General features: G+C 44.8%; 20 protein-coding genes. 9 read left to right on the top strand and 11 right to left on the bottom strand.

Going from position 1 to position 18,673, the window contains the following annotated elements; translation table 11 throughout:
• Window positions 1-281: 281 nt before the first annotated feature.
• From A3GG_RS0107640 to A3GG_RS0107625, 4 genes are all read right to left on the bottom strand, one after another.
• A complete protein-coding gene (locus A3GG_RS0107640; RefSeq protein ID WP_018358717.1) occupies window positions 282-698 on the bottom strand; it encodes a SufE family protein in 417 nt (138 codons plus the stop codon).
• 54 nt (window positions 699-752) lie between these two features.
• On the bottom strand, window positions 753-1,280 hold the full coding sequence (locus tag A3GG_RS0107635; protein WP_018358716.1) for a chromate transporter: 528 nt from the start codon (window positions 1,278-1,280) through the stop codon (window positions 753-755).
• Window positions 1,277-1,864 carry a chromate transporter gene (locus A3GG_RS0107630; RefSeq protein WP_051074822.1) on the bottom strand — a complete coding sequence of 196 codons (588 nt, stop codon included), beginning with the start codon at window positions 1,862-1,864 and terminating at the stop codon, window positions 1,277-1,279. The genes A3GG_RS0107635 and A3GG_RS0107630 overlap by 4 nt, the downstream gene beginning before the upstream one ends.
• A gap of 82 nt (window positions 1,865-1,946) precedes the next feature.
• The gene (locus A3GG_RS0107625) at window positions 1,947-2,450 is read right to left on the bottom strand and encodes a hypothetical protein (RefSeq protein ID WP_018358714.1); all 504 of its coding nucleotides are present in this window, start codon (window positions 2,448-2,450) and stop codon (window positions 1,947-1,949) included.
• Between the two features lie 238 nt (window positions 2,451-2,688).
• Between A3GG_RS0107625 and A3GG_RS0107620 the strand changes: the two genes are divergently transcribed.
• Together A3GG_RS0107620 and A3GG_RS0107615 are read left to right on the top strand one after the other, a co-directional pair.
• Window positions 2,689-4,830, top strand: coding sequence for an outer membrane beta-barrel protein (locus A3GG_RS0107620; RefSeq protein ID WP_156808707.1), 2,142 nt, complete (start codon window positions 2,689-2,691; stop codon window positions 4,828-4,830).
• Between the two features lie 12 nt (window positions 4,831-4,842).
• Window positions 4,843-5,802, top strand: coding sequence for an OmpA family protein (locus A3GG_RS0107615; RefSeq protein ID WP_018358712.1), 960 nt, complete (start codon window positions 4,843-4,845; stop codon window positions 5,800-5,802).
• Between the two features lie 103 nt (window positions 5,803-5,905).
• Here the strand turns inward: A3GG_RS0107615 and A3GG_RS0107610 are convergent, their stop codons facing one another.
• Genes A3GG_RS0107610 through A3GG_RS0107585 form a run of 6 tightly spaced genes read right to left on the bottom strand, consistent with a single transcriptional unit; the run spans window position 5,906 to window position 10,423 of the window.
• On the bottom strand, window positions 5,906-6,595 hold the full coding sequence (locus A3GG_RS0107610; protein WP_018358711.1) for an RluA family pseudouridine synthase: 690 nt from the start codon (window positions 6,593-6,595) through the stop codon (window positions 5,906-5,908).
• Window positions 6,596-6,598: 3 nt separating this feature from the next.
• A complete protein-coding gene (locus A3GG_RS0107605) occupies window positions 6,599-7,102 on the bottom strand; it encodes a dihydrofolate reductase (protein WP_018358710.1) in 504 nt (167 codons plus the stop codon).
• Window positions 7,099-7,893, bottom strand: coding sequence for a thymidylate synthase (locus tag A3GG_RS0107600; RefSeq protein WP_018358709.1), 795 nt, complete (start codon window positions 7,891-7,893; stop codon window positions 7,099-7,101). The genes A3GG_RS0107605 and A3GG_RS0107600 overlap by 4 nt, the downstream gene beginning before the upstream one ends.
• 5 nt (window positions 7,894-7,898) lie before the next feature.
• Window positions 7,899-8,921 carry a thiamine-phosphate kinase gene (gene thiL, locus A3GG_RS0107595; protein WP_018358708.1) on the bottom strand — a complete coding sequence of 341 codons (1,023 nt, stop codon included), beginning with the start codon at window positions 8,919-8,921 and terminating at the stop codon, window positions 7,899-7,901.
• Window positions 8,922-8,924: 3 nt separating this feature from the next.
• Window positions 8,925-9,482, bottom strand: a complete 558-nt coding sequence (locus A3GG_RS0107590; protein WP_083900393.1) for an outer membrane beta-barrel protein — start codon at window positions 9,480-9,482, stop codon at window positions 8,925-8,927.
• An 8-nt stretch (window positions 9,483-9,490) separates the two neighbouring features.
• Window positions 9,491-10,423, bottom strand: coding sequence for an HU domain-containing protein (locus A3GG_RS0107585; RefSeq protein WP_018358706.1), 933 nt, complete (start codon window positions 10,421-10,423; stop codon window positions 9,491-9,493).
• A gap of 631 nt (window positions 10,424-11,054) precedes the next feature.
• Between A3GG_RS0107585 and cas6 the strand changes: the two genes are divergently transcribed.
• The 7 genes from cas6 to cas1b all read left to right on the top strand — a co-directional run bounded on the left by cas6 (window position 11,055) and on the right by cas1b (window position 18,402).
• Complete coding sequence (gene cas6, locus A3GG_RS12630) at window positions 11,055-11,639, top strand: CRISPR-associated endoribonuclease Cas6 (protein ID WP_248637668.1); 585 nt, start codon at window positions 11,055-11,057, stop codon at window positions 11,637-11,639.
• An 11-nt stretch (window positions 11,640-11,650) separates the two neighbouring features.
• Window positions 11,651-12,253: a hypothetical protein gene (locus A3GG_RS0107575; protein ID WP_018358704.1), complete on the top strand. Its 603-nt coding sequence runs from the start codon at window positions 11,651-11,653 to the stop codon at window positions 12,251-12,253.
• Window positions 12,254-12,255: 2 nt separating this feature from the next.
• A complete protein-coding gene (locus A3GG_RS0107570; RefSeq protein ID WP_018358703.1) occupies window positions 12,256-14,376 on the top strand; it encodes a CRISPR-associated helicase/endonuclease Cas3 in 2,121 nt (706 codons plus the stop codon).
• 15 nt (window positions 14,377-14,391) lie between these two features.
• A complete protein-coding gene (locus A3GG_RS0107565) occupies window positions 14,392-15,693 on the top strand; it encodes a hypothetical protein (protein ID WP_018358702.1) in 1,302 nt (433 codons plus the stop codon).
• 9 nt (window positions 15,694-15,702) lie between these two features.
• On the top strand, window positions 15,703-16,764 hold the full coding sequence (locus A3GG_RS0107560; protein ID WP_018358701.1) for a hypothetical protein: 1,062 nt from the start codon (window positions 15,703-15,705) through the stop codon (window positions 16,762-16,764).
• A gap of 121 nt (window positions 16,765-16,885) precedes the next feature.
• Entirely contained in the window at window positions 16,886-17,395 is a 510-nt protein-coding gene (cas4, locus tag A3GG_RS0107555) for a CRISPR-associated protein Cas4 (RefSeq protein ID WP_026215708.1), read from the top strand.
• Window positions 17,392-18,402, top strand: coding sequence for a type I-B CRISPR-associated endonuclease Cas1b (gene cas1b, locus A3GG_RS0107550; RefSeq protein WP_018358699.1), 1,011 nt, complete (start codon window positions 17,392-17,394; stop codon window positions 18,400-18,402). The genes cas4 and cas1b overlap by 4 nt, the downstream gene beginning before the upstream one ends.
• A 15-nt stretch (window positions 18,403-18,417) precedes the next feature.
• Here cas1b and A3GG_RS0107545 read toward each other — a convergent pair.
• Window positions 18,418-18,673, bottom strand: a 256-nt coding sequence (locus A3GG_RS0107545; protein WP_018358698.1) for a transposase, incomplete at its 5' end; no start/stop codon positions are given.

The raw sequence follows: 18,673 nt of genomic DNA, 5'->3' as shown, positions 1-18,673 counted from the left end.
TACAAAAAATTAGGGACATAAGCCCTGTATTCTCCTTGAATACAGGGCTTTAATTATCAATAGTGCCACCTACTAATAATCAGGGGCTAACGCACACTTTGCGGAATCTAGGAGGGTATCAGTGAAACGCATGAGCTATTATCATAAAGAGTGATATAGTCAATCCTCTCATCCCTAATGCATTGCACTTGTTTGTTGCCGCTTATGCGTTGCCCCGTGGTTCGTGGTGGCAACTGTCCCCCGACAGCCACCTCGGAGAGGGGGGGCTGGGTGTAGGCTCCTTACTGCTGAGTAGTGGCGAGGAGCTTGATGTGGCGCACCATGCTGAGTAGTCCATTGGAGCGCGTGGGGGAGAGGTGCTCCTTGAGCCCTACTTTGTCGATGAAGTAAAGGTCGGCATTGGTTATTTCGGCAGGCTTCTGTCCGCTGAGCACCTTGAGTAGCATGGCTATGATGCCTTTCACAATCACGGCATCGCTATCGGCACGAAGCTGGAGAAGCCCGTTGCTATCTACTTCTCCATTGATCCACACTCGGCTTTGGCAGCCTTCGATAATGTGATCAGGTGTTTTCTCTGCCTCAGGCATAGAGGGTAAGTCATTGCCCATGTCGATAATCATTTCGTATCGATCCATCCAATCGTCGAGGAGAGAAAACTCCTCTATTATCTCGTCTTGTATCTGATTGATTGTACTCATAATGTTATGTCTTCTATAGGTACAAAGGTACTTATTCTTGGTGACAAGCTCATCTTAGATATAGATGAAGTAGCCCGCTATGCCCCCCAGTACAATAACTAGGATGGGGTGCATCCATTTCTTGACCACCAGTACAAAGGCAATAAGAAAGAGAATAACACTGGTGTAGTCGATAAAGTTTTCCCCATTGAGGAGCAGTAGGAATGCTGCCCCAATGAGTCCTACTGAGGCAGGGCGAATGCCTGTGAATATGGCTTTGAAGTGGAAGTTGTTTTTGATCTTGGCGAAGGAGAGGGAGATGAGTAGCACGAGTACGAATGAAGGAATCATTACCGCAGTAGTTGCTACAACAGAGCCCCATATAGAGCCCGTGACGGTGTACCCGATATAGGTGGCGCTATTGATGCCGATAGGTCCTGGAGTCATCTGGGAGATAGCCACAATATCTGTAAACTCCTGGATGGTAAGCCAAGCGTGTCGCTCTACAACTTCTTCCTGGATAAGGGAGAGCATGGCGTATCCACCACCGAAGCCGACTAAGCCTATCTTGAGGTAGACGAGGAGGAGTTGCAAGTATATCATAATGTATTATTCTCTCCTTTCTTACTTATATATAAGGTGTACATCCAGCCTAGTAGAGCGGAGACGAGTATGACCGTGACGGGACTAATCCCCAATAACCATACAGATAGAGCCGAGACGATGGGTATCCACAGCCACTTCCAGCCTAGCCCCAGAGCTTTCCAGATAGTGATGGTTGGGGCAGCAATCAAGGAGACGACTACGGGGCGGATGCCCTTGAAGATGGCTTCTATAGTAGGATTGCCCTTGAAGCTATGGGCATAAATAGCGATAACAAGGATGATGACGAAGCTTGGAAATGTGCAGGTGAGGGCACATACTATGGCTCCGAGGATGCCCTGGATTCGGTAGCCAATAAAGATGGAGATATTCACCGCCAATACTCCTGGGAGGGACTGTGCCATGGCAAAGAGGTCGAGAAACTCTTTGTCCTCGAGCCAGTGGTATTTGTCTACTACCTCGGTGCGTATTAGCTGAATCATGGCTTGCCCCCCACCGAAGGTAAATCCTCCGATGAGGAAAAAGGTCTTAGCCATCAGTAGGAGCTGTCGCCAGTCTCTCTTTGTCGTTATGAGCTGATTCATTTGTAAACAAAAGAGGCTGACGCAGGACACCTATGGGTGTGCCACATCAGCCCCTTCTTCATTATATTGAAACCCTCACTGCTTAGAGCTTAAATGCTAGACCAATATTGGCAAATGAGGCAAATGAATAGCCATAGCCTAGCTCGATAAAGCCACCGACAGTAGGTGTAAACATATAGCGTGCACCTACATGAGCACCCCAACCCATGTCGGAGTGCCAATCGGTGCTTACGTTATGGTCTTTGTATTTGCCAGCCTCAAGCCCAAGCATCAGAGACATGTAGGTATCGAGTTGTGGGATAAAGTGGTAGTGAAGACCTACACGTGGACCTATGAAAAGTCCATTGTGTCCTCTGCCAAAACTAGTACCAAGCATACCACCAAGAGAGAGGGTTGCATCAGGGCTGTCGAATACGTTGCCTACGATACCGTGATCAAAAGCTACGGAAAGAGGGATACGGTGATTAGTGATACCTACGCCTACGGTGAAGATACTGCTACCCTTATCCATAACGTTCTGCGCATTTGCGCTGAGGCCAAACATCGCTATAACAGCGACCAATGCGCCCATGATTTTCTTGTTCATAATTATATTCACTCAAAATTAATACTAACGTCGGAACAAAGATAAGTATTATTCATCGATTACCAAATAGGTAGGTATTGATATAATTTCTACGTATATAGAGCTTATTGTGAACCTTTTTTATAATCCGGTGGTTATAGAACTGAATGGCTACGGCAAGGCTACGGCGAATGGCTTTTGGATTTGCCGATATTAAATGATTATCAAACGTTAATTTTATTATATAAGTATTACAAACATGAGGAAAATTTACTCGTTAATGCTTGGCGGATTACTAGGGTTTTCTGCCTTTTCCACTGCTAATGCGCAGGTGGATGGTGTCAGTTTTACTCTATCACCTAGTGCTTCTTATAACTGGTGGAACCAGAATGTTGCACTCAAGAATTCACCTTTCTATGGCGCTCGTTTAGGAATTGGTTTTGGTCCCTATGTAGAGCTAAGAGGTACATTTGAGAAGTCTATCAACCTAAAGAGTGCGTTTGAGCAGAAGGGTTGGCTTACTGATAAGCCTGATTTTCTACAGAAACTAGATGGTATGGACATGGACATTACCCGTGTGGGTGGTGAGCTAAAGTTCAATATCCTGAATAGCTCTTATGCTGTAGCACCATATATTGTTGTAGGAGGAGGTGTACAGATGCTAGACTACAATCCTTTCGATACCACGATTGGTGTAATCGAGGATGCTAAGAAAAAGGATAAGCAAATATATCTCTCTGCCGGTGCAGGGGTAAGGTTTAACCTCTCTGAGCGTGTGGCTCTATCAGTAGAGGGTCGCAACCTACAGATGAAGATGAATGATGTATTCCTGAACCCTACTATCGATGATAAGGCAAAGCGCTGGGGTAACTGGAGTGCACTAGCTTCTCTAGATATCACAGTAGGTGGTACCTCTAGGTTCAACGACGAGACCATGAAGTACAGCAACCTCTTCGAGGATGGATTCCGTGGTATGAAGTTTGTACTTGAGCCAGGTATCGTATATGCCGACTTCCATGAGAAGCTTGGTCAGGCAGACCAGTGGTTTGTCGGAGGTGCTGCTGGTGTGGATTTCTCTAGCCTAGTAGGTCTACGAGCATTCTACTATCAGGGGACTGAGGAGCCTCAGAAGCTCAACTTCAAGTTCAATAAGAACCTCAAGATGTACGGAGGTAACCTTATCTTCCGTCTCAATCAGCCAAGAGGTATTGTGCCTTACCTAACACTCGGTGCTGGTTACCTTGATGACAACAGCCTTATCCCAACGGACCCTGACGCTCCTGGTAGCTCAAAGGATGTATCTGAGCGCTTCAATATCCATAACCTATTCCTTACTGGAGGTGCAGGTGTAGAGGTGCCTTTCTCTAAGTATGTAGCGCTATTTGGTTCGGTCAATGCTATGCTATCAAGCGGCAACGACAAGGTGCTCAATACTGTAGTTGACGATGTATACACTAGCCTTGCCTACAATGCAGGTGTACGTATTAACCTTGGTCGTTCGGCATACGAGCCGGTGAGCGGTGTTGCTGATGACAACGTAAATGATAGGGTGAATGAGATGCAGAATGGCGAGCGCCAAAATAACACTCGTGCTACTATCTTCGGTAGTCAGGCTGTCCGTGAAGGTAGCGGTCGTATGATGACTAAGAGCGAGTTTGAGGAGATGGTAGATCGTATCCTCAATAAGATTCGCCGTGAGGAGAATACTCGTGCAAGCCAGTTCAGCGACTCTGAGATGAATATCATCGTAGCTGCCCTAAATGCACAGAATGGGCAGAACGGGACTAAGACGACTACTGTAACGACTCAGGATCTTACCAATCAGCAATTGGTGAATGAGATGCGCCGCCTAGTGGATCGTATCGATAGGCAGCAGACTTATGCTCCTAATGTAGCTCAAGTAGCACCTGTTCAGAGGGTAGCTCCTGTAGTGGCTGCTCCTGCTACAGTAGCACCTGGTACTACAGTGTACGGTCAGCCTGCAGAGGATGCCGCTAGGGTGAAGTATGGTTTCCTTAAGCTCAATCGCCTTGCTGGCGTTACCGGTCTCAACTTCGGTGAGGGGACACAGTGGATGGTAGGTATGCGTGGTTATATGCAGATCTCTGATACTGACCTCGACTTCATGCCAGAAATGATGTTTGGTTTCGGTACTAAGAATGCTTTTGACCTTGGTGCTAATGTGGTATACAATATCCGTCTTCATGACTCTGTTGTTGATCCATACGCAGGTCTTGGACTAGGTCTTTACAGCCATGGCGCTGGTCTTAAGTTCGGAACCAATATTATCGTAGGTGCTAACTTCAAGCTAGGTACTTCTGGTGAGCTCTTCGCAGACTATGTCTCAAGAGGATTCTTCAAGAATAACCAAGTATCTGTAGGCTATCGCTTCTTATTCTAAACATTGAAGACAATGAGAAGCCCACTGATAATAATCTCAGCTATAGCTGCCGCACTCCTAGGCTTGGGCAATGCCCAAGCACAGGAGGTGGTGACTACTGATTCCCTTGTGGTAGTCCAAGGCTCCAATAATCAGCTGGAGCAAGATGTGTGGAAGGCTATACGTAGTGCTGAGGGATACGATGAATTGTCTGATGACGCCCTTCTGCCTATCTCACGTGAGCAGGCGGAGGAACTCATCGCTAAGCTTATTGTGGAGGCACGCCAGCCTTACGTAGAGGCAGCACATAGGGATTCAGCGCTCCTCCGCTTCAAGGTGGAGACCCTGAAGCGCCGTGCCCTCGATCAAGCATTAGCACGTACCTATACCGAACCTTATGAGCAGCGATTAGCACAGATGGAACGCCTCCTCTATGCTATCCTACTCAGCAAGGGCGATATTGACCCAGCGATTATCAACCAGCTATTGCCTGGCGCCCCTGGTCAGCAGGTGCCTTATGTTGTGGCTCAGAATAGTCCATCAGCTGGTACCACAACTGTGCCTGCTACTACTTTGACACCCGCCACTAAGAATGGCAAATCCTCCACGCCTGTAACACCAGATAAGGCGATTGCCCTAAGACCAGGGCTTGACCTCAAGGAGCTTGACCTCTATATGAGTGTTGCGTATTTTGGATTTGATAGCAGTGCTATCAATAGCGAGACGGAGCAAACTCTGGATAATGTGGTGAAGTGGATGGAGGAGAATGATCTCCGAATCTCCCTTCGAGGCTATGCATCGCCAGAGGGTCGTATGAGCTATAATAATAAGCTCTCGGCGCGCCGTGTAAATGCTGTGGCAGATTACTTGATGAAGAAAGGTATCCCAAGTACGCGACTCGAAGTCATTCCTTCGGGTATCGACTCTATGAAAGATACCAAAAGCAAGTACCCACAGGGTCGCCGTGTAGAGATTAGACCAATCCTCTACTAATCACTTTAGTAGCTCTAATTGTAACGAGAGAGGGGTAGCACCACAGCGGTGCTACCCCTCTCTCGTTGTGTAAACTATCGTATTTCCTCACCTGAAATAGGGCTTACTTCTTTCTATTGCCAAAGTGCTTCCAGAGGTTATCAGCATCGGGATAAGGAGCGGTTACTGTAATGGGCTCTTTAGTCACAGGATGAATAAAACTAATCTGGCGAGCGTGTAGTGAGATAGAGCCGTCGGGGTTGCTTCGCTTGGCACCATACTTGAGGTCTCCTTTGATAATACACCCCATACCACTTAGTTGGGTGCGTATCTGGTGGTGCCGTCCTGTCTCGAGGTCTACCTCTAGGAGGGTATAGCGATCGCTGTCGGAAAGTCTTCTATAATGGAGTATTGCCTCCTTGGCTCCCGAAGTACCTTTGGGGACAATATAAGACTTATTTTGTGCCTCATTCTTCTTGAGCCAATGGCGAAGGGTGCCTTCGTTTTCTCGCGGAGGAGCTTCTACTATTGCATGATACGTCTTCTTTACCTTATCCTCCCTAAAGAGGGTGTTCATACGGGAGAGTGCCTTGGAGGTCTTAGCAAAAAGCACCAGACCGCTTACGGGTCTATCCAGACGGTGTACTACACCGAGGTAGACATTCCCCGGCTTGTCGTACTTCTCCTTGAGGTAAGCCTTAATCTTCTCAGGCAATGGTTCGTCTCCCGAACTATCACCTTGTGTGATTTCGCCTGCCTTTTTATTTACGATGATTAAGTGGTTATCCTCGTAGAGGACTTCAAATGCCCTCATAGCTTACTTCCGATGCCAAGTGGTGAATGCATAAGGATAGAGATTGCGCTCGTCGGCGTCGTGCTCCTCGATAGAAGTACACGCCCACGTATCGATATCCACATCGGGGAAGTAGGTATCGGCTTCTTGCCACTCATGGTGTACGAGCGTGATATGTAGTACATCGGCAAGATCTATCCCCTGTCTATATAGTTCGCCTCCGCCTATCAGGAATAACTGGTCGCCCTGAGCCACTTCGAGTGCTTCCTCTATGCTATGCACTACAGTGGCACCCTCTTGGGCGTAGTCTTTATTACGGGTAACGATGATGTTCTGTCGCCCAGAAAGTGCTCCATTGGGGAGGCTCTCGAAGGTTTTGCGTCCCATCACGATAGGGTGCCCCATGGTGGTCTCTTTGAAATGGCGAAGGTCTGCTGGGAGGTTGCGTCCCCAAGGCATATCGCCTTTGTAGCCAATAGCACCATTATCTGCAATGGCTACAATAATATGTAGTGTGGCTTTGCTCATACAGATACCTCCGCTTTGATATGTGGATGTGGGTCGTAACCGACGAGTTGGAAGTCTTCATACCTAAAGTCCTCTATCGCTTTGATCTCAGGGTTGATTTCCATACGAGGAAGTAGACGTGGCTTCCTCGTTAGCTGTAGTCTAGCTTGCTCTAGATGATTCAAATACAAGTGGGCATCGCCAAGCGTGTGGACAAAGGTGCCTGGCTCTAGCCCCGTAACTTGTGCCACCATCTGTAGCAGAAGTGCATAACTGGCGATATTGAAGGGAACGCCAAGGAATATATCTGCGCTACGCTGGTAGAGCTGTAAGCTGAGCTTGCCATTGGCTACGTAGAACTGGTACATCAGGTGGCATGGGGGTAGGTGCATCTCATCCAACTCCCCTACATTCCAAGCACTGACGATGATACGGCGGCTGTCGGGATTGGCCTTAATAGTCTCTATTGCCTCCTTGAGCTGGTCGTGCTCACGCCCTTTAGCGTCGAGCCAATGGCGCCATTGGGCGCCATAAATAGGACCTAGGTTACCCTCTTCGTCAGCCCACTCATTCCATATCCGCACGCCATTATCTTGGAGATACTTGACGTTGGTATCGCCTTTGATAAACCATAGGAGCTCGTGTATGATACTTTTCAAATGGAGCTTTTTAGTAGTGAGTACGGGAAAACCATCGGCAAGGTCGAACCTCATCTGATGCCCAAAGACACTTCTCGTGCCAGTGCCAGTGCGATCGCCCTTCTCAATCCCTTCGTCCAATACCCTTTGTATAAGGTATAAGTATTGCTTCATATCCCTTATTCCTCCCTATTAAATCCTTGTGCCGTAATGGATGTCTCGCTACCTCCCGAGGAGACGAGGCGGATACCATCCTCTTGGTCTGTGATAAAGCCTATCTGCCGAATATCCTCTATAGACTCCACAATGTCTTTGAGACCGAGAGGTACAGTGAATAGTAGCTCATAATCCTCTCCGCCATTGAGTGCTACGAGTGTAGGAGAGAGACTAAAATCCTCTGCCATTCCTACTGTTTCGTGATCTATAGGTAAGCGTTGCTCGTAGATTCTTGCCCCTACACCCGAAGCATGGCACAGCTGCATAAGGTCGCTCGCCAAGCCATCGGTGATATTCGTCATGGCGCTAGGACGTACGCCCTCAGCCTGAAGCTGTCGGAGGATGTCTAGGCGTGCAATGGGTTTCATCTGCCGGCTTAGGATATACTCTCGCCCATCGAACTTGGGCTGAAACTCTTCTGTGCCATCGTACGCTACTTTCTCGCGGATCAATAACTGTAGTCCCATATAGGCCGCTCCTACATTGCCCGTGACACAAATAAGGTCATTTTTCTTAGCTGTAGACTTGCGGAGTGCCTCTCCTTCGGCTACGGAGCCGATACAAGTCACCGCCACGGTAAGCCCTGTGTACGAACTAGTGACCTCTAGGTTCACAAGATCCACGCCATAGAGCGCAAGCGCATCCTTTACGCCAAGCATCAGGATGTCTACATCCTCTACCTGAAATCTCCGTGAAAGACCCACGCAGAGTGTTGCTTGCCTAGGTGTACCTCCCATGCCGATAATCTCAGCTACAGCGGATGTGATGGCCTTGAAGCCGAGGTATTGTAGGGGGAAGTAAACGAGGTCGAAGTGAATTCCCTCGAGTAAAAGTCTATTGACTACCAAGTTCTGTTCTCCTTGTGGCGCAATAAAAAGGGCTGCATCATCGACTAGCGATAGCAGAGTTCCCTCCTGCTTCGCTGGTTCTAATGCAGCCACAATATGATCTCTCAGACCAAATGAACCAATCTTACTAATCTCCATAACCTAAAAATTATATCCTAGTGAGAGGCAACCATTGATATGCTTTGCCTTACCCTGTTTCCCCCTATTGATACTGTGCGTGCCAAATGTCCCGTCTAGGGCTACCACCCAGTGCCCATACTCGGCTCCTACGCCCACCTGGATGCCATAGTCGTTGGGGTGAACCTCCTCTACCGCACTAAGGGTACGTCTATAGTAAGATCCTATCCTCAGAAAACTATTGACCTGCTGGGTGAGATTGATATCCAAACCGAGTAGTACTGGCACCTCAAGCGCAGTACTATGGTACCGATTAATAGGGCTACCACCTTCGCCCCGAAAGCCTATTTCACTTGCCAGTAGCCCGCTTTCAATCCGAATCCGCCCGAGGTCTCCTGAGAAGAGCAGATAGTGCCCCATCACGCCGCCTTTGATGGTGACAAGAGGAGTGCCACTCTTCTGCTGAATGACTTGGGAAACCTGAACCCCTATTGTAGGCACTACACCCCACCGCTTCTGCGCCTTAGCGGGCAGAAGCACCAATAGGAGAAGCGCCATAGCGGTCACCCATCTCCGAGTCATGATAATGATTATTGTTTATGTACCCAAGCGGTACGGTATTCTTTGTTGCTTGTAAGCTCAGTGAGATAGGCTTGTGCCTCAGATGCATCCTCAAAGCTCTTGGCAAAAATCCTATGTAACCCACTTTGGGATACCAAGACCCCCCCTTCGGCAGCGAAACTACGTATGTCGGGGTTATCTGCGACGAACTTTGCCATCCGCTTCTCGCCCGAAAGAGTAGCAATCACTACGTAGTAGCGCCCCTTGCCCTGTTCGTTCTGAACTACTTCAAAACCATCTATCCTAGGAGTGGTATCTACCACGGGTGCAGGTGCTTCTACTACCTCGGTCGTGACAAATCCAGCCTGATACTGTGCGATATCACTTGGAATAGTCAGTTTCTGATTGGGGATGAAGAGCGCTAGAGCTACCATGGCAGCGGCGGCACTGCCGTAAGCCAGATGTTTGAGATTGATGGGCAGGTAATAGATGTCCCCATTCCTTTTCGCTTTGCGATCAGCAGGCATAGCCACCTTGCCCACATTTGGAAGCATGGCGACAGGTTGTAGCCCGTATTGATCAATAGAGAAAGGGTGAGACTCATTTGGGATAAAGCGAATCTGTTCCTCTCCTCTTGACTGCATTAGTTTGCCTATCTCGCCCATCTGAACCACGCCATTCGTGAGGAGGTGAGCACGAAGCTCCTGCACATCGCTCTCAAGTAGGGCAAGCGAGCGTTTATAGCCAAAAGAGAAAGCATCGCTATAGCTCTGCACAAGGAGACCATCATTTTGGCTCAGTGCACCATTGAAAGAGATACGGCTACGCCCTGGGTAGATAAGCCCCTTAGGCTCATCAGCCACAGCGGCGTCCTGATGTAGGATAAAAGCTCCCAAGCCAGGTACTACTACGCACTCCTCACGGTATAGGAGCTGCTCTATATGCTTAATCAGTCGTCTCATAAAACATGCATTAACTACCACAAAGGTACATATTTTTTCGGAGCGCACACAAAATATACTACTTCCCTAAATGCTAGCTTTCCGATGCCCCTAAGCCCTATCTCCAATCTGTCAATCCCTAACCTACCTGTCCCCAAGCGATTGCCTCTAGTCATATCTTGTTTTCCTAACCTCGAATATTTAGAGAGTCTACCTAGAGATAAGAGGCGATAAGCTTTGCAAGCACCATCGATTGGCTCAGAGTACAAAAGGTGAGCAAGCTAATAAGAAAGACGCAGAGATGCTCCGGTGGTACGATGTGTTAAGCTGAGGAGAGCGCTAAGTCTTAATTTACTTAAGTATAGTTGCAATTCACAGAAATGTTTAATACCTTTGTAGAAACACAAGCATAGATTTTTTTGAATATTTTTTAGAGTGACATCAAGAAAATTGTTTGGGTACAATAGGGTCTTTTTTATGCGAAAGCGTTATTTATATCCACGAAAAGCGTAAGAGTCTATGCGAATTACTGCCTATAATGACAAACATTATTGTATCAGATTATTATGAGATTACAAATTGAGTTTAAGTCAAATGCAAATAGAATTATTCCATTTAACCACCAACCTGCGTTAGTTGGAGTTATTCACAAGTGGTAGGAGACAATAATCCTTGGCACGGCAAGAGTTCGTTCTTTTCTTTCTCTCGCCTGAACGGAGGTGTAGCAATAAAGGAGAAAAATGCATTGCTTTTTGAACATGGTGCACACATGTTCTTCAGCGCCTGTGATATAGAAATAATTAGAACGGTATTGGTGAATCTCCGGTATGATCCTCAAGCATTTAGTGGGTTAGTTGTGAGTGATGTTGTTATTATTGAAGATCCTGATTTGAGCGATAGGGAAATATTCTATCCGGCTTCGCCTATTTTACTAAAAGAAAGAGGTATAAATGGAGATACTCGCCATGTCATATACACAGACACAGATGCATCTAGGTGCTTGACAGAAAAATTCCAAGCAAAGCTAGTTGCTGCCGGTTTTGATGATCCCTCAGCGGCTATAAGTTTTGTACCTACAGAGGGATTTAACCAGACACAATTAGTTTCGTATAAAAAGGTAAAGAATAAAGGGAGTTGGTGCCCTATCCGAATAGTAGGGAAAGCAGAGAGCAAACTATTGGCGTGGAACTCTGGACTAGGAAACTCCACAGGAATTGGATTTGGAGCAATCAAGTAGAGTGTTATATTATGGAATATTTTGTTGTTAGATATAGTGGTGCCTTCGGGTACATTAAACCATGGTCTGCTGTACGTGATGGAAAGACATATAGCCAGCAGTTTCTGACTCCTTCGATAGTAGAAGGTATGGAGAAAAAGTTGTTTCCTGATCTGTTACATACTCATGGTATACACAAGATTCTTCGGCATAAACTCTCTTGTAACGGAATCAGTCCACAACAAGAGAAAACCCAAGCGCCAGCATGGCAAAGGACGAAACGAAAAGGTGATGTGAATTATTCTCGTGCACTTTCAATCCTTGTGAGAGGGGTAATGCTTTCACCAGTGCTTTACTTGGGCTTTGCATCGGAGGAAGATGCAATAGTAGCTTCTAGGCAGCACTTATGCCTATGTAGAAATGAGGATATTATTCTCCCTGAGAAAGAGATAAAGCTCATGACAGAGGAGGAGTTTGAGGCTCTGCCTGGTTTTGAACTCCGATTCGAACAAACGTCAGATCCTCATAGCTTAAAGTATCCAGACTCTTTTATTGTTGGGTACAATCGTTTTGATAACGACTCTCCTATGTATGGACGATTGGAAATAGATGGGAAGGACGTATGGTCTAGGTAGCAATGGCGCGTTACGAACACATACTCGCGAAGGATGATGGTACACCACTGATTCGTCACCTTGAGGATGTCGCTTCAGCAGCGAAAGCAATTGCATCCAGTGTTGGATTGGATTCGCAGCTAGCTATAAAAGGCGCTCACCTCCACGATATAGGTAAGTGTAGCCCATTATTTCAGGATAGGCTCAGAGGTAAGGCTAATTATCCCAACATATTCTTCAGGCACGAAATAGCTTCCCTCTTTTTTCTTCCCCTAATTTCTGGAGTAGAGGAAAGGCATATCTTAATCCAAATGATTGTGGCACACCATAAGTCTCTATACAGGGATATGAGGGGCTTAGGGTTATTGGATCTTGATCAAAATGATTTTAGATATATCGATGACCACCTTTCAGATTTTGATTTGTGGAGTGGTGTTGCCCTTGGGATACTTAATGAATTAGGCTGGAATGTTCACTCAATATCCGTAGATGAAGCCCGAAAAAGTGTGGAAGATGTGGTTGAGTATTGCAGTAGTCTACCCATGGGTTACTCGGAGTGGAAAGGGGTATTAATGGCAGCAGACCATATAGCATCAGCAATGTCTAATGAAATAGGATCTGTGGTTAAGAACCTTTTTATTCCACCTGATCTATCTTACTACAGTGTCCGCAAAAGCGAATTGTATCCACTATCAATGATTTCGGCTGAAGACATGAGGAGACATACCATAGTAACAGCTCCTACCGGAGCCGGAAAGACAGATTTCCTCTTGCGAAGATGCCGGGGTCGAGTATTTTATACACTCCCATTCCAAGCTTCCATAAATGCAATGTATGAGAGATTCAAGGGTGATTTGAGCAATACAGAAGCGTCCATATACCCACTCCATGCAGCATCAATATTAAAGTTAGAGGACAAATCAGAACAGATCTTGTCTCACCATGTGGGAGCTTCTATTAAAGTACTGACACCATATCAGATAGCATCTATTGCATTTGGACTAAAAGGGTATGAGGCTGTAGCTGTTGATTTGCGGGGATGCGATGTAATTCTTGATGAAATACACACTTATACCAGTATAACTCAGTCCATGGTAATGAAGATTGTGGAGATTCTACTGTTACTTGGGTGTCGGGTGCATATTGGAACTGCGACTATGCCAACGATCCTTTATGATAATCTTCTAAAACTTCTTGGGGGGAAAGACTCTACTTTTGAAGTAAAGTTGTCGCAAGAGCAATTGAGGACTTACAATCGCCATGTGATATACAAGATAAATTCTATCGATAGTGCACGGAATCCTATTCGAGGGGCACTCGAGAAGGGGCATAAGGTACTTGTGGTGTGTAATCAAGTGAAGCGCGCACAAGCCATCTTTCAAGAATACCGCAATAGTTTTCCAAGTATCTCAATGATGCTGCTGCATAGCCGTTTCAAACGAAAAGATCGGGCGTCGCTAGAGACTCAGCTCAGAGAGGTATTTAATCAGAACTCGGAGCCTTGTTTAGTAGTATCTACTCAAGTGGTAGAAGTAAGCCTAGATATTAGCTTCGACTTGATGGTGACAGAGTGTGCTCCGATTGATGCTTTGATACAACGCTTTGGAAGAATAAATAGGAAACGCAGTAAAGAGACCATAGGTAGACAGAAGCCCATATACGTGATCGCCCCTCCTGACGATGAAAAAGAAGCTAAGCCGTATAATCTTGATGTCCTCATGCGTAGCTATGAGGTGCTTCCGGATGGGGAAGTACTTAAAGAAGAAGAAATACAGAAGCTATTGGACATAGTTTATCCAAAGATCCAGACCCCTGACATTGACTTTCATACGACATACAGAGATGGGGAATGGCAACTGAAACAATTGGTTCACTTCCCAAAGTCGGCATTGATGGATTTATTAGAGGTTAATTCGGCTTGCTGTATTACTGAAGAAGATCTGACATCATATCGTGAGGGCACCTATGTGTCTAGAACAGTACTCGAAATACCTGTCCCACAGAGTATCCGCTTTAAGGGATTGACACAAGAAGAAGTAGGGATGTACCCCTTCTTACTCCCCGACAAGGCATACGACTCGGTTTTGGGTTATCTAGACGAATACGCAACTCCATTGAAATATAACACCTTTGAAATACTATAGGCAAGGAAATAAGCTATGTTTACATCAATCATTGGTAAGATATTCTTACAGGCATATAACGACAAGTTTAAGACGAACTTCACACCCAAAGAGTTTTTCCTAAAGGTCTATTACCCTTTGTTTTTTGATCATCAGAAATATCTGATGACAGCAGGGAATTCCCCTCTGGAAAACCCGAAGCTATCTTGGGATCAAATGATTAAAGGCGACAAGCCTTTTGAAACACCTGAGCAACGTAGAAATAGGTTAGATCGGTTCCTAGAGAAGATTGATAGCGGAATGACTGACGCAAGTATTGCTATTGGCTATCCTGCCGCTGATAAGTTGGCTGCAACATCAGGGCAAGTGTCTATGTCTTTGAAGGGTATTATTGAACCCGATGAGAGCTATCTGTCGTGGTTCGGTGCTGGACTTGGGATAGGCGTCCAGGGAGGTGTAACTATACTTTTCGGCAATCCCACATTGCTCATGGATATATTTGAGGGATGGAAGGAGTACAGAAAGGTGTTGGATGCAACACCTATGATGAAGGGCAATAAGATTAATACATGGAATGCCCACTGGATAAACCATTTGTATTCACCTATAAAGGAATCTGCTATGCCAATGGATATCTATTCAGAGAAGAATGGACTGATATCTATTGATACTCTTTCTTGGCATGATCTATTAGTTGCTATAAGCACTCATTTTGATGATCCACGAATGATGGGGTACATTTACAATGTTGGACAGACCAATACAACTATTGGGTTTATTCCATTTGTATTACCCCATGTTCGAAAAGCCTGTGAACTGTATGTGAAATACTTCGGGACAGATCGGTATAGGAAAGCTGTAAAACTATTTGGGACAGCTATGGGATTGGAGATGGCCTGCCGAGAAGGTTATATCGGGTTAAAGGCTCTAGAACCTAAGGGTCTGAAAGATATAATAAACAGCGGAAAGGTTCCAGTATACAACACTCGAGACGAAAATAAAGTAATACAATTTCAAACATATCAAATTTGGTTATTAGCTATGCTCAACAATGAAGAATTATGGGATAAGGCGAAGAAATTTGCTGAGACCCTACAGGCATTTTCTGTTGGTGGCAAAATGGGACGGACAGGAAGAAGCAATGCGATAAAATTGCTTTTGGATGCTACCACAAAGAGAAACTTCATTTGCCAATTAGGAGAAATAGTAGAAGAGGCTGAAAACACTGATGACATCGTAGATATTGCGTCTATTGTTAACTTAATGCCTTCGGACAATGTGCCGTACTTTTTGACCCTAATTCGTTTTCACTACGCAGTAATTAATCACTCTAAATAAGACAAAACCATGAATCCTTTTATTTACTTACGTTTACTTAAGAGAGCTGAACATACGGTATTCTGCGTAGAAGATGGGCAGAAGACATATTATGATGCTCAGTTTAATACTTTTGTACCTTACTCTAGCGGCCAACAGATCAAAAGGTCCGTTCTTGAGGCGCTGACTGACCAGCTTAATGTACAGATGGCACCAATAACCTTTAATTACGAAATCTCGTCAAAAAAGGAGCTGTCTCAGAAGGAACCATGGTCTCCATGTGATCCTCAGTATATTGACCAGCTTATTGGAGGATGGATGAGGGCAGGTGATGGGATCACAAAGAAAAGACGTAGCCCTCTTTCAATCTCTGCCATGCGCCCTCTGCATCCATTACTATCGGGGGTAAAGCGTGAGAATATTACCTTCGATAGAAGTGATAGACCAGATAATCACCCTGTTAATGTACGTATGGCTGGAAAAAAAGACTTGCTTTCTGAGGAGGAGATTGAATCCTTTTTAAGAGAGACAGGTAGCACTCTTTCTCGTAGACACTGGATACCAGATAACAGAAGAGCCACAGGACTTTTTGTGAGTGACATTGCCATAGATATGAGGACACTCTTTTCTGTGTCACTTAATCAGCATGATCCAGAGATCGATATTGAAACAATAAAGAAACTGAAAGATGCCGGTTGGGAAGAGAGCGAAAACGTTTTTGGAAAATGCCTTGTACTACCAAAGGACAAACGCGATCAAGTGATACCTGCACTAGCACATGCGCTTATCAATTGGAGGATTACATCTAATCAGGCACGAACATTTAGCCTCATGGAGACCCTCGCAGTAGCAATTAGTGACAATGCTAATGCACAAGCTAGTGCGATTAGATCAAAACTAACTTTAGATGATGCAGAAAAGCCAAAAGTAAAACCTATTGTAGATGAAAAGGCTGGAGCTAAAGTCTTTGTATCTCTTCCATGTGCGGCTTACGTAGTGGTTGAGAACGAAAGTGCTGACGCTCTAGATGCTGCCGAGAAGTATTTGGTAGATCAGCTTAGTTCTTTTGACTACACTCATCAATTGAAGTAACTTTTGGAAATGCGGGTACCAAGTAGGTCCGTTTTATTTGGTACCCGCATATTTTTAACGATAGAGGGGAATATATCAGAAGAATTCCCTTGGGCAACAATATTTCGATGCTCATTACACCATGTATATAACTGGCACATGTTTTAGTTACTACTATGTCTGTCACCGAAAATTATGGCTTTTTGCCTCAGGGATACAAATGGAACAAACTTCTGAGTTGGTCTCAACAGGCAAGTTGGTCCATGAGACATCGTATCCCCAACGTTCGGAACGATATACAGAGCTTTCTATCGATGGTATAAAAATCGATTATTACGATTCAAATCAACGTATTGTACACGAAATTAAGAAATCCAAGAAGATAGAGGAGGCTCATGTCTGGCAGCTTAAGTATTATCTATTTGTACTCGAAGAGAATGGTATAGATGGGGTGTCAGGAGTCCTGGAGTACCCTCTTCTTCGACAAACTACAGAAGTATTCTTAGATGATGGAGATCGAGCGCATATCGCCTCTACAAGAAAGGAAATTGAGAAAATCATACAAGGAGAGGTATGCCCACCAATGATTCATTCTCGTATCTGTCTAAATTGTAGCTATCAGGACTTTTGTTACTCTGGAGAAGAAATATGAAAAAGACCTATTATTTATTTAATTCAGGAGAACTTTCAAGAAGAGATAATACACTGAAATTTACTCCTTACTCTGAAGGGAGCTCCCCGTCTGCAACTCAAGCAAGATATATTCCAGTAGAGGGAGTAAGTGATTTATATGTTTTTGGTGCTTTAACAGCCAATAGCGCTCTCTTTAACTTTTTGGGTCAGTCCGACATTGCTGTCCACTTTTTTGACTACTATGAGAATTACACAGGATCCTTTATGCCTCGAGATTATTTATTGTCAGGTAAGATGCTCTTAGCCCAAGCTAATGCTTTCCATATCAAATCAAAGCGCATTGTATTAGCAAGGAAATTTATTGAAGGTGCATCCTATAATATGGAAAAGAATCTTAAGTATTATACCAATAGAGGAAAGAACCTGTCAGAACATATAGAGAAAATACGAAAGTATTGTGGGTTGCTATTAGAAGCTCAAACGACTGAAGAGGTTATGGGCATAGAAGGAAATATTAGGCAGGTCTACTATGACTCATTCGATACAATAGTGGATGCATTTGAGATGGGAATACGAACGAAGCAACCTCCACAGAATGAAGTGAATGCTCTTATTTCATTCGGAAATATGATGTGCTATACCCTATGTCTTAAAAGTATCCATCAGACACAGCTGAATCCAACGATTAGTTATCTACACACTCCAGGAGAAAGACGATACTCTCTATGCCTTGATATCTCGGAAGTATTCAAACCAATATTGGTGGATCGTACAATATTTAGAGTGCTTAATAAGAGAGAGTTGCAAGAACGGCATTTTGAATATAAACTTAATAAGTGTGTCCTTTCACCGGCAGGGAAGAAAATATTTGTCCAAGCTTTTGAAGAGAGACTAAATGAGACTATTAAACATAGAAAGTTGGGACGGAGTGTAAGCTATAAGCATTTGGTAAAGCTTGAGTGTTATAAATTAGCCAAACATTTATTGGACATAGAAGAATATGAACCATTTAAAATGTATTGGTGATGTACGTTATTTGGTTCATCCGACATTTCGTGTGATACGGCAGTCATGTAGAGCAAAAAGCCTTAGTTTGAAATATTCATCATCTCTATATCCGTAAGCATTTCTCTTCATCACTTTAATCTTATTGTTTATTCCCTCCACTTTGGCGGTTGATAGCCGTCCATAATACCATGCGAGTATTTCCTTTTTAGCTGCATTGATTGTGTTCGCTAATGACATTAGAGGTTTTGAAGCTGTTTCTAATGCCATTGACACCCAATTGTTTAATTTT

The sequence above is a fragment of the Porphyromonas levii DSM 23370 genome, from assembly GCF_000379925.1.
In the GTDB taxonomy this organism is placed as follows: Bacteria; Bacteroidota; Bacteroidia; order Bacteroidales; family Porphyromonadaceae; genus Porphyromonas_A; species Porphyromonas_A levii.
The sequence above is the reverse complement of the archived record's forward strand: the minus strand, read 5'-3'. Positions and strand labels throughout refer to the sequence as shown.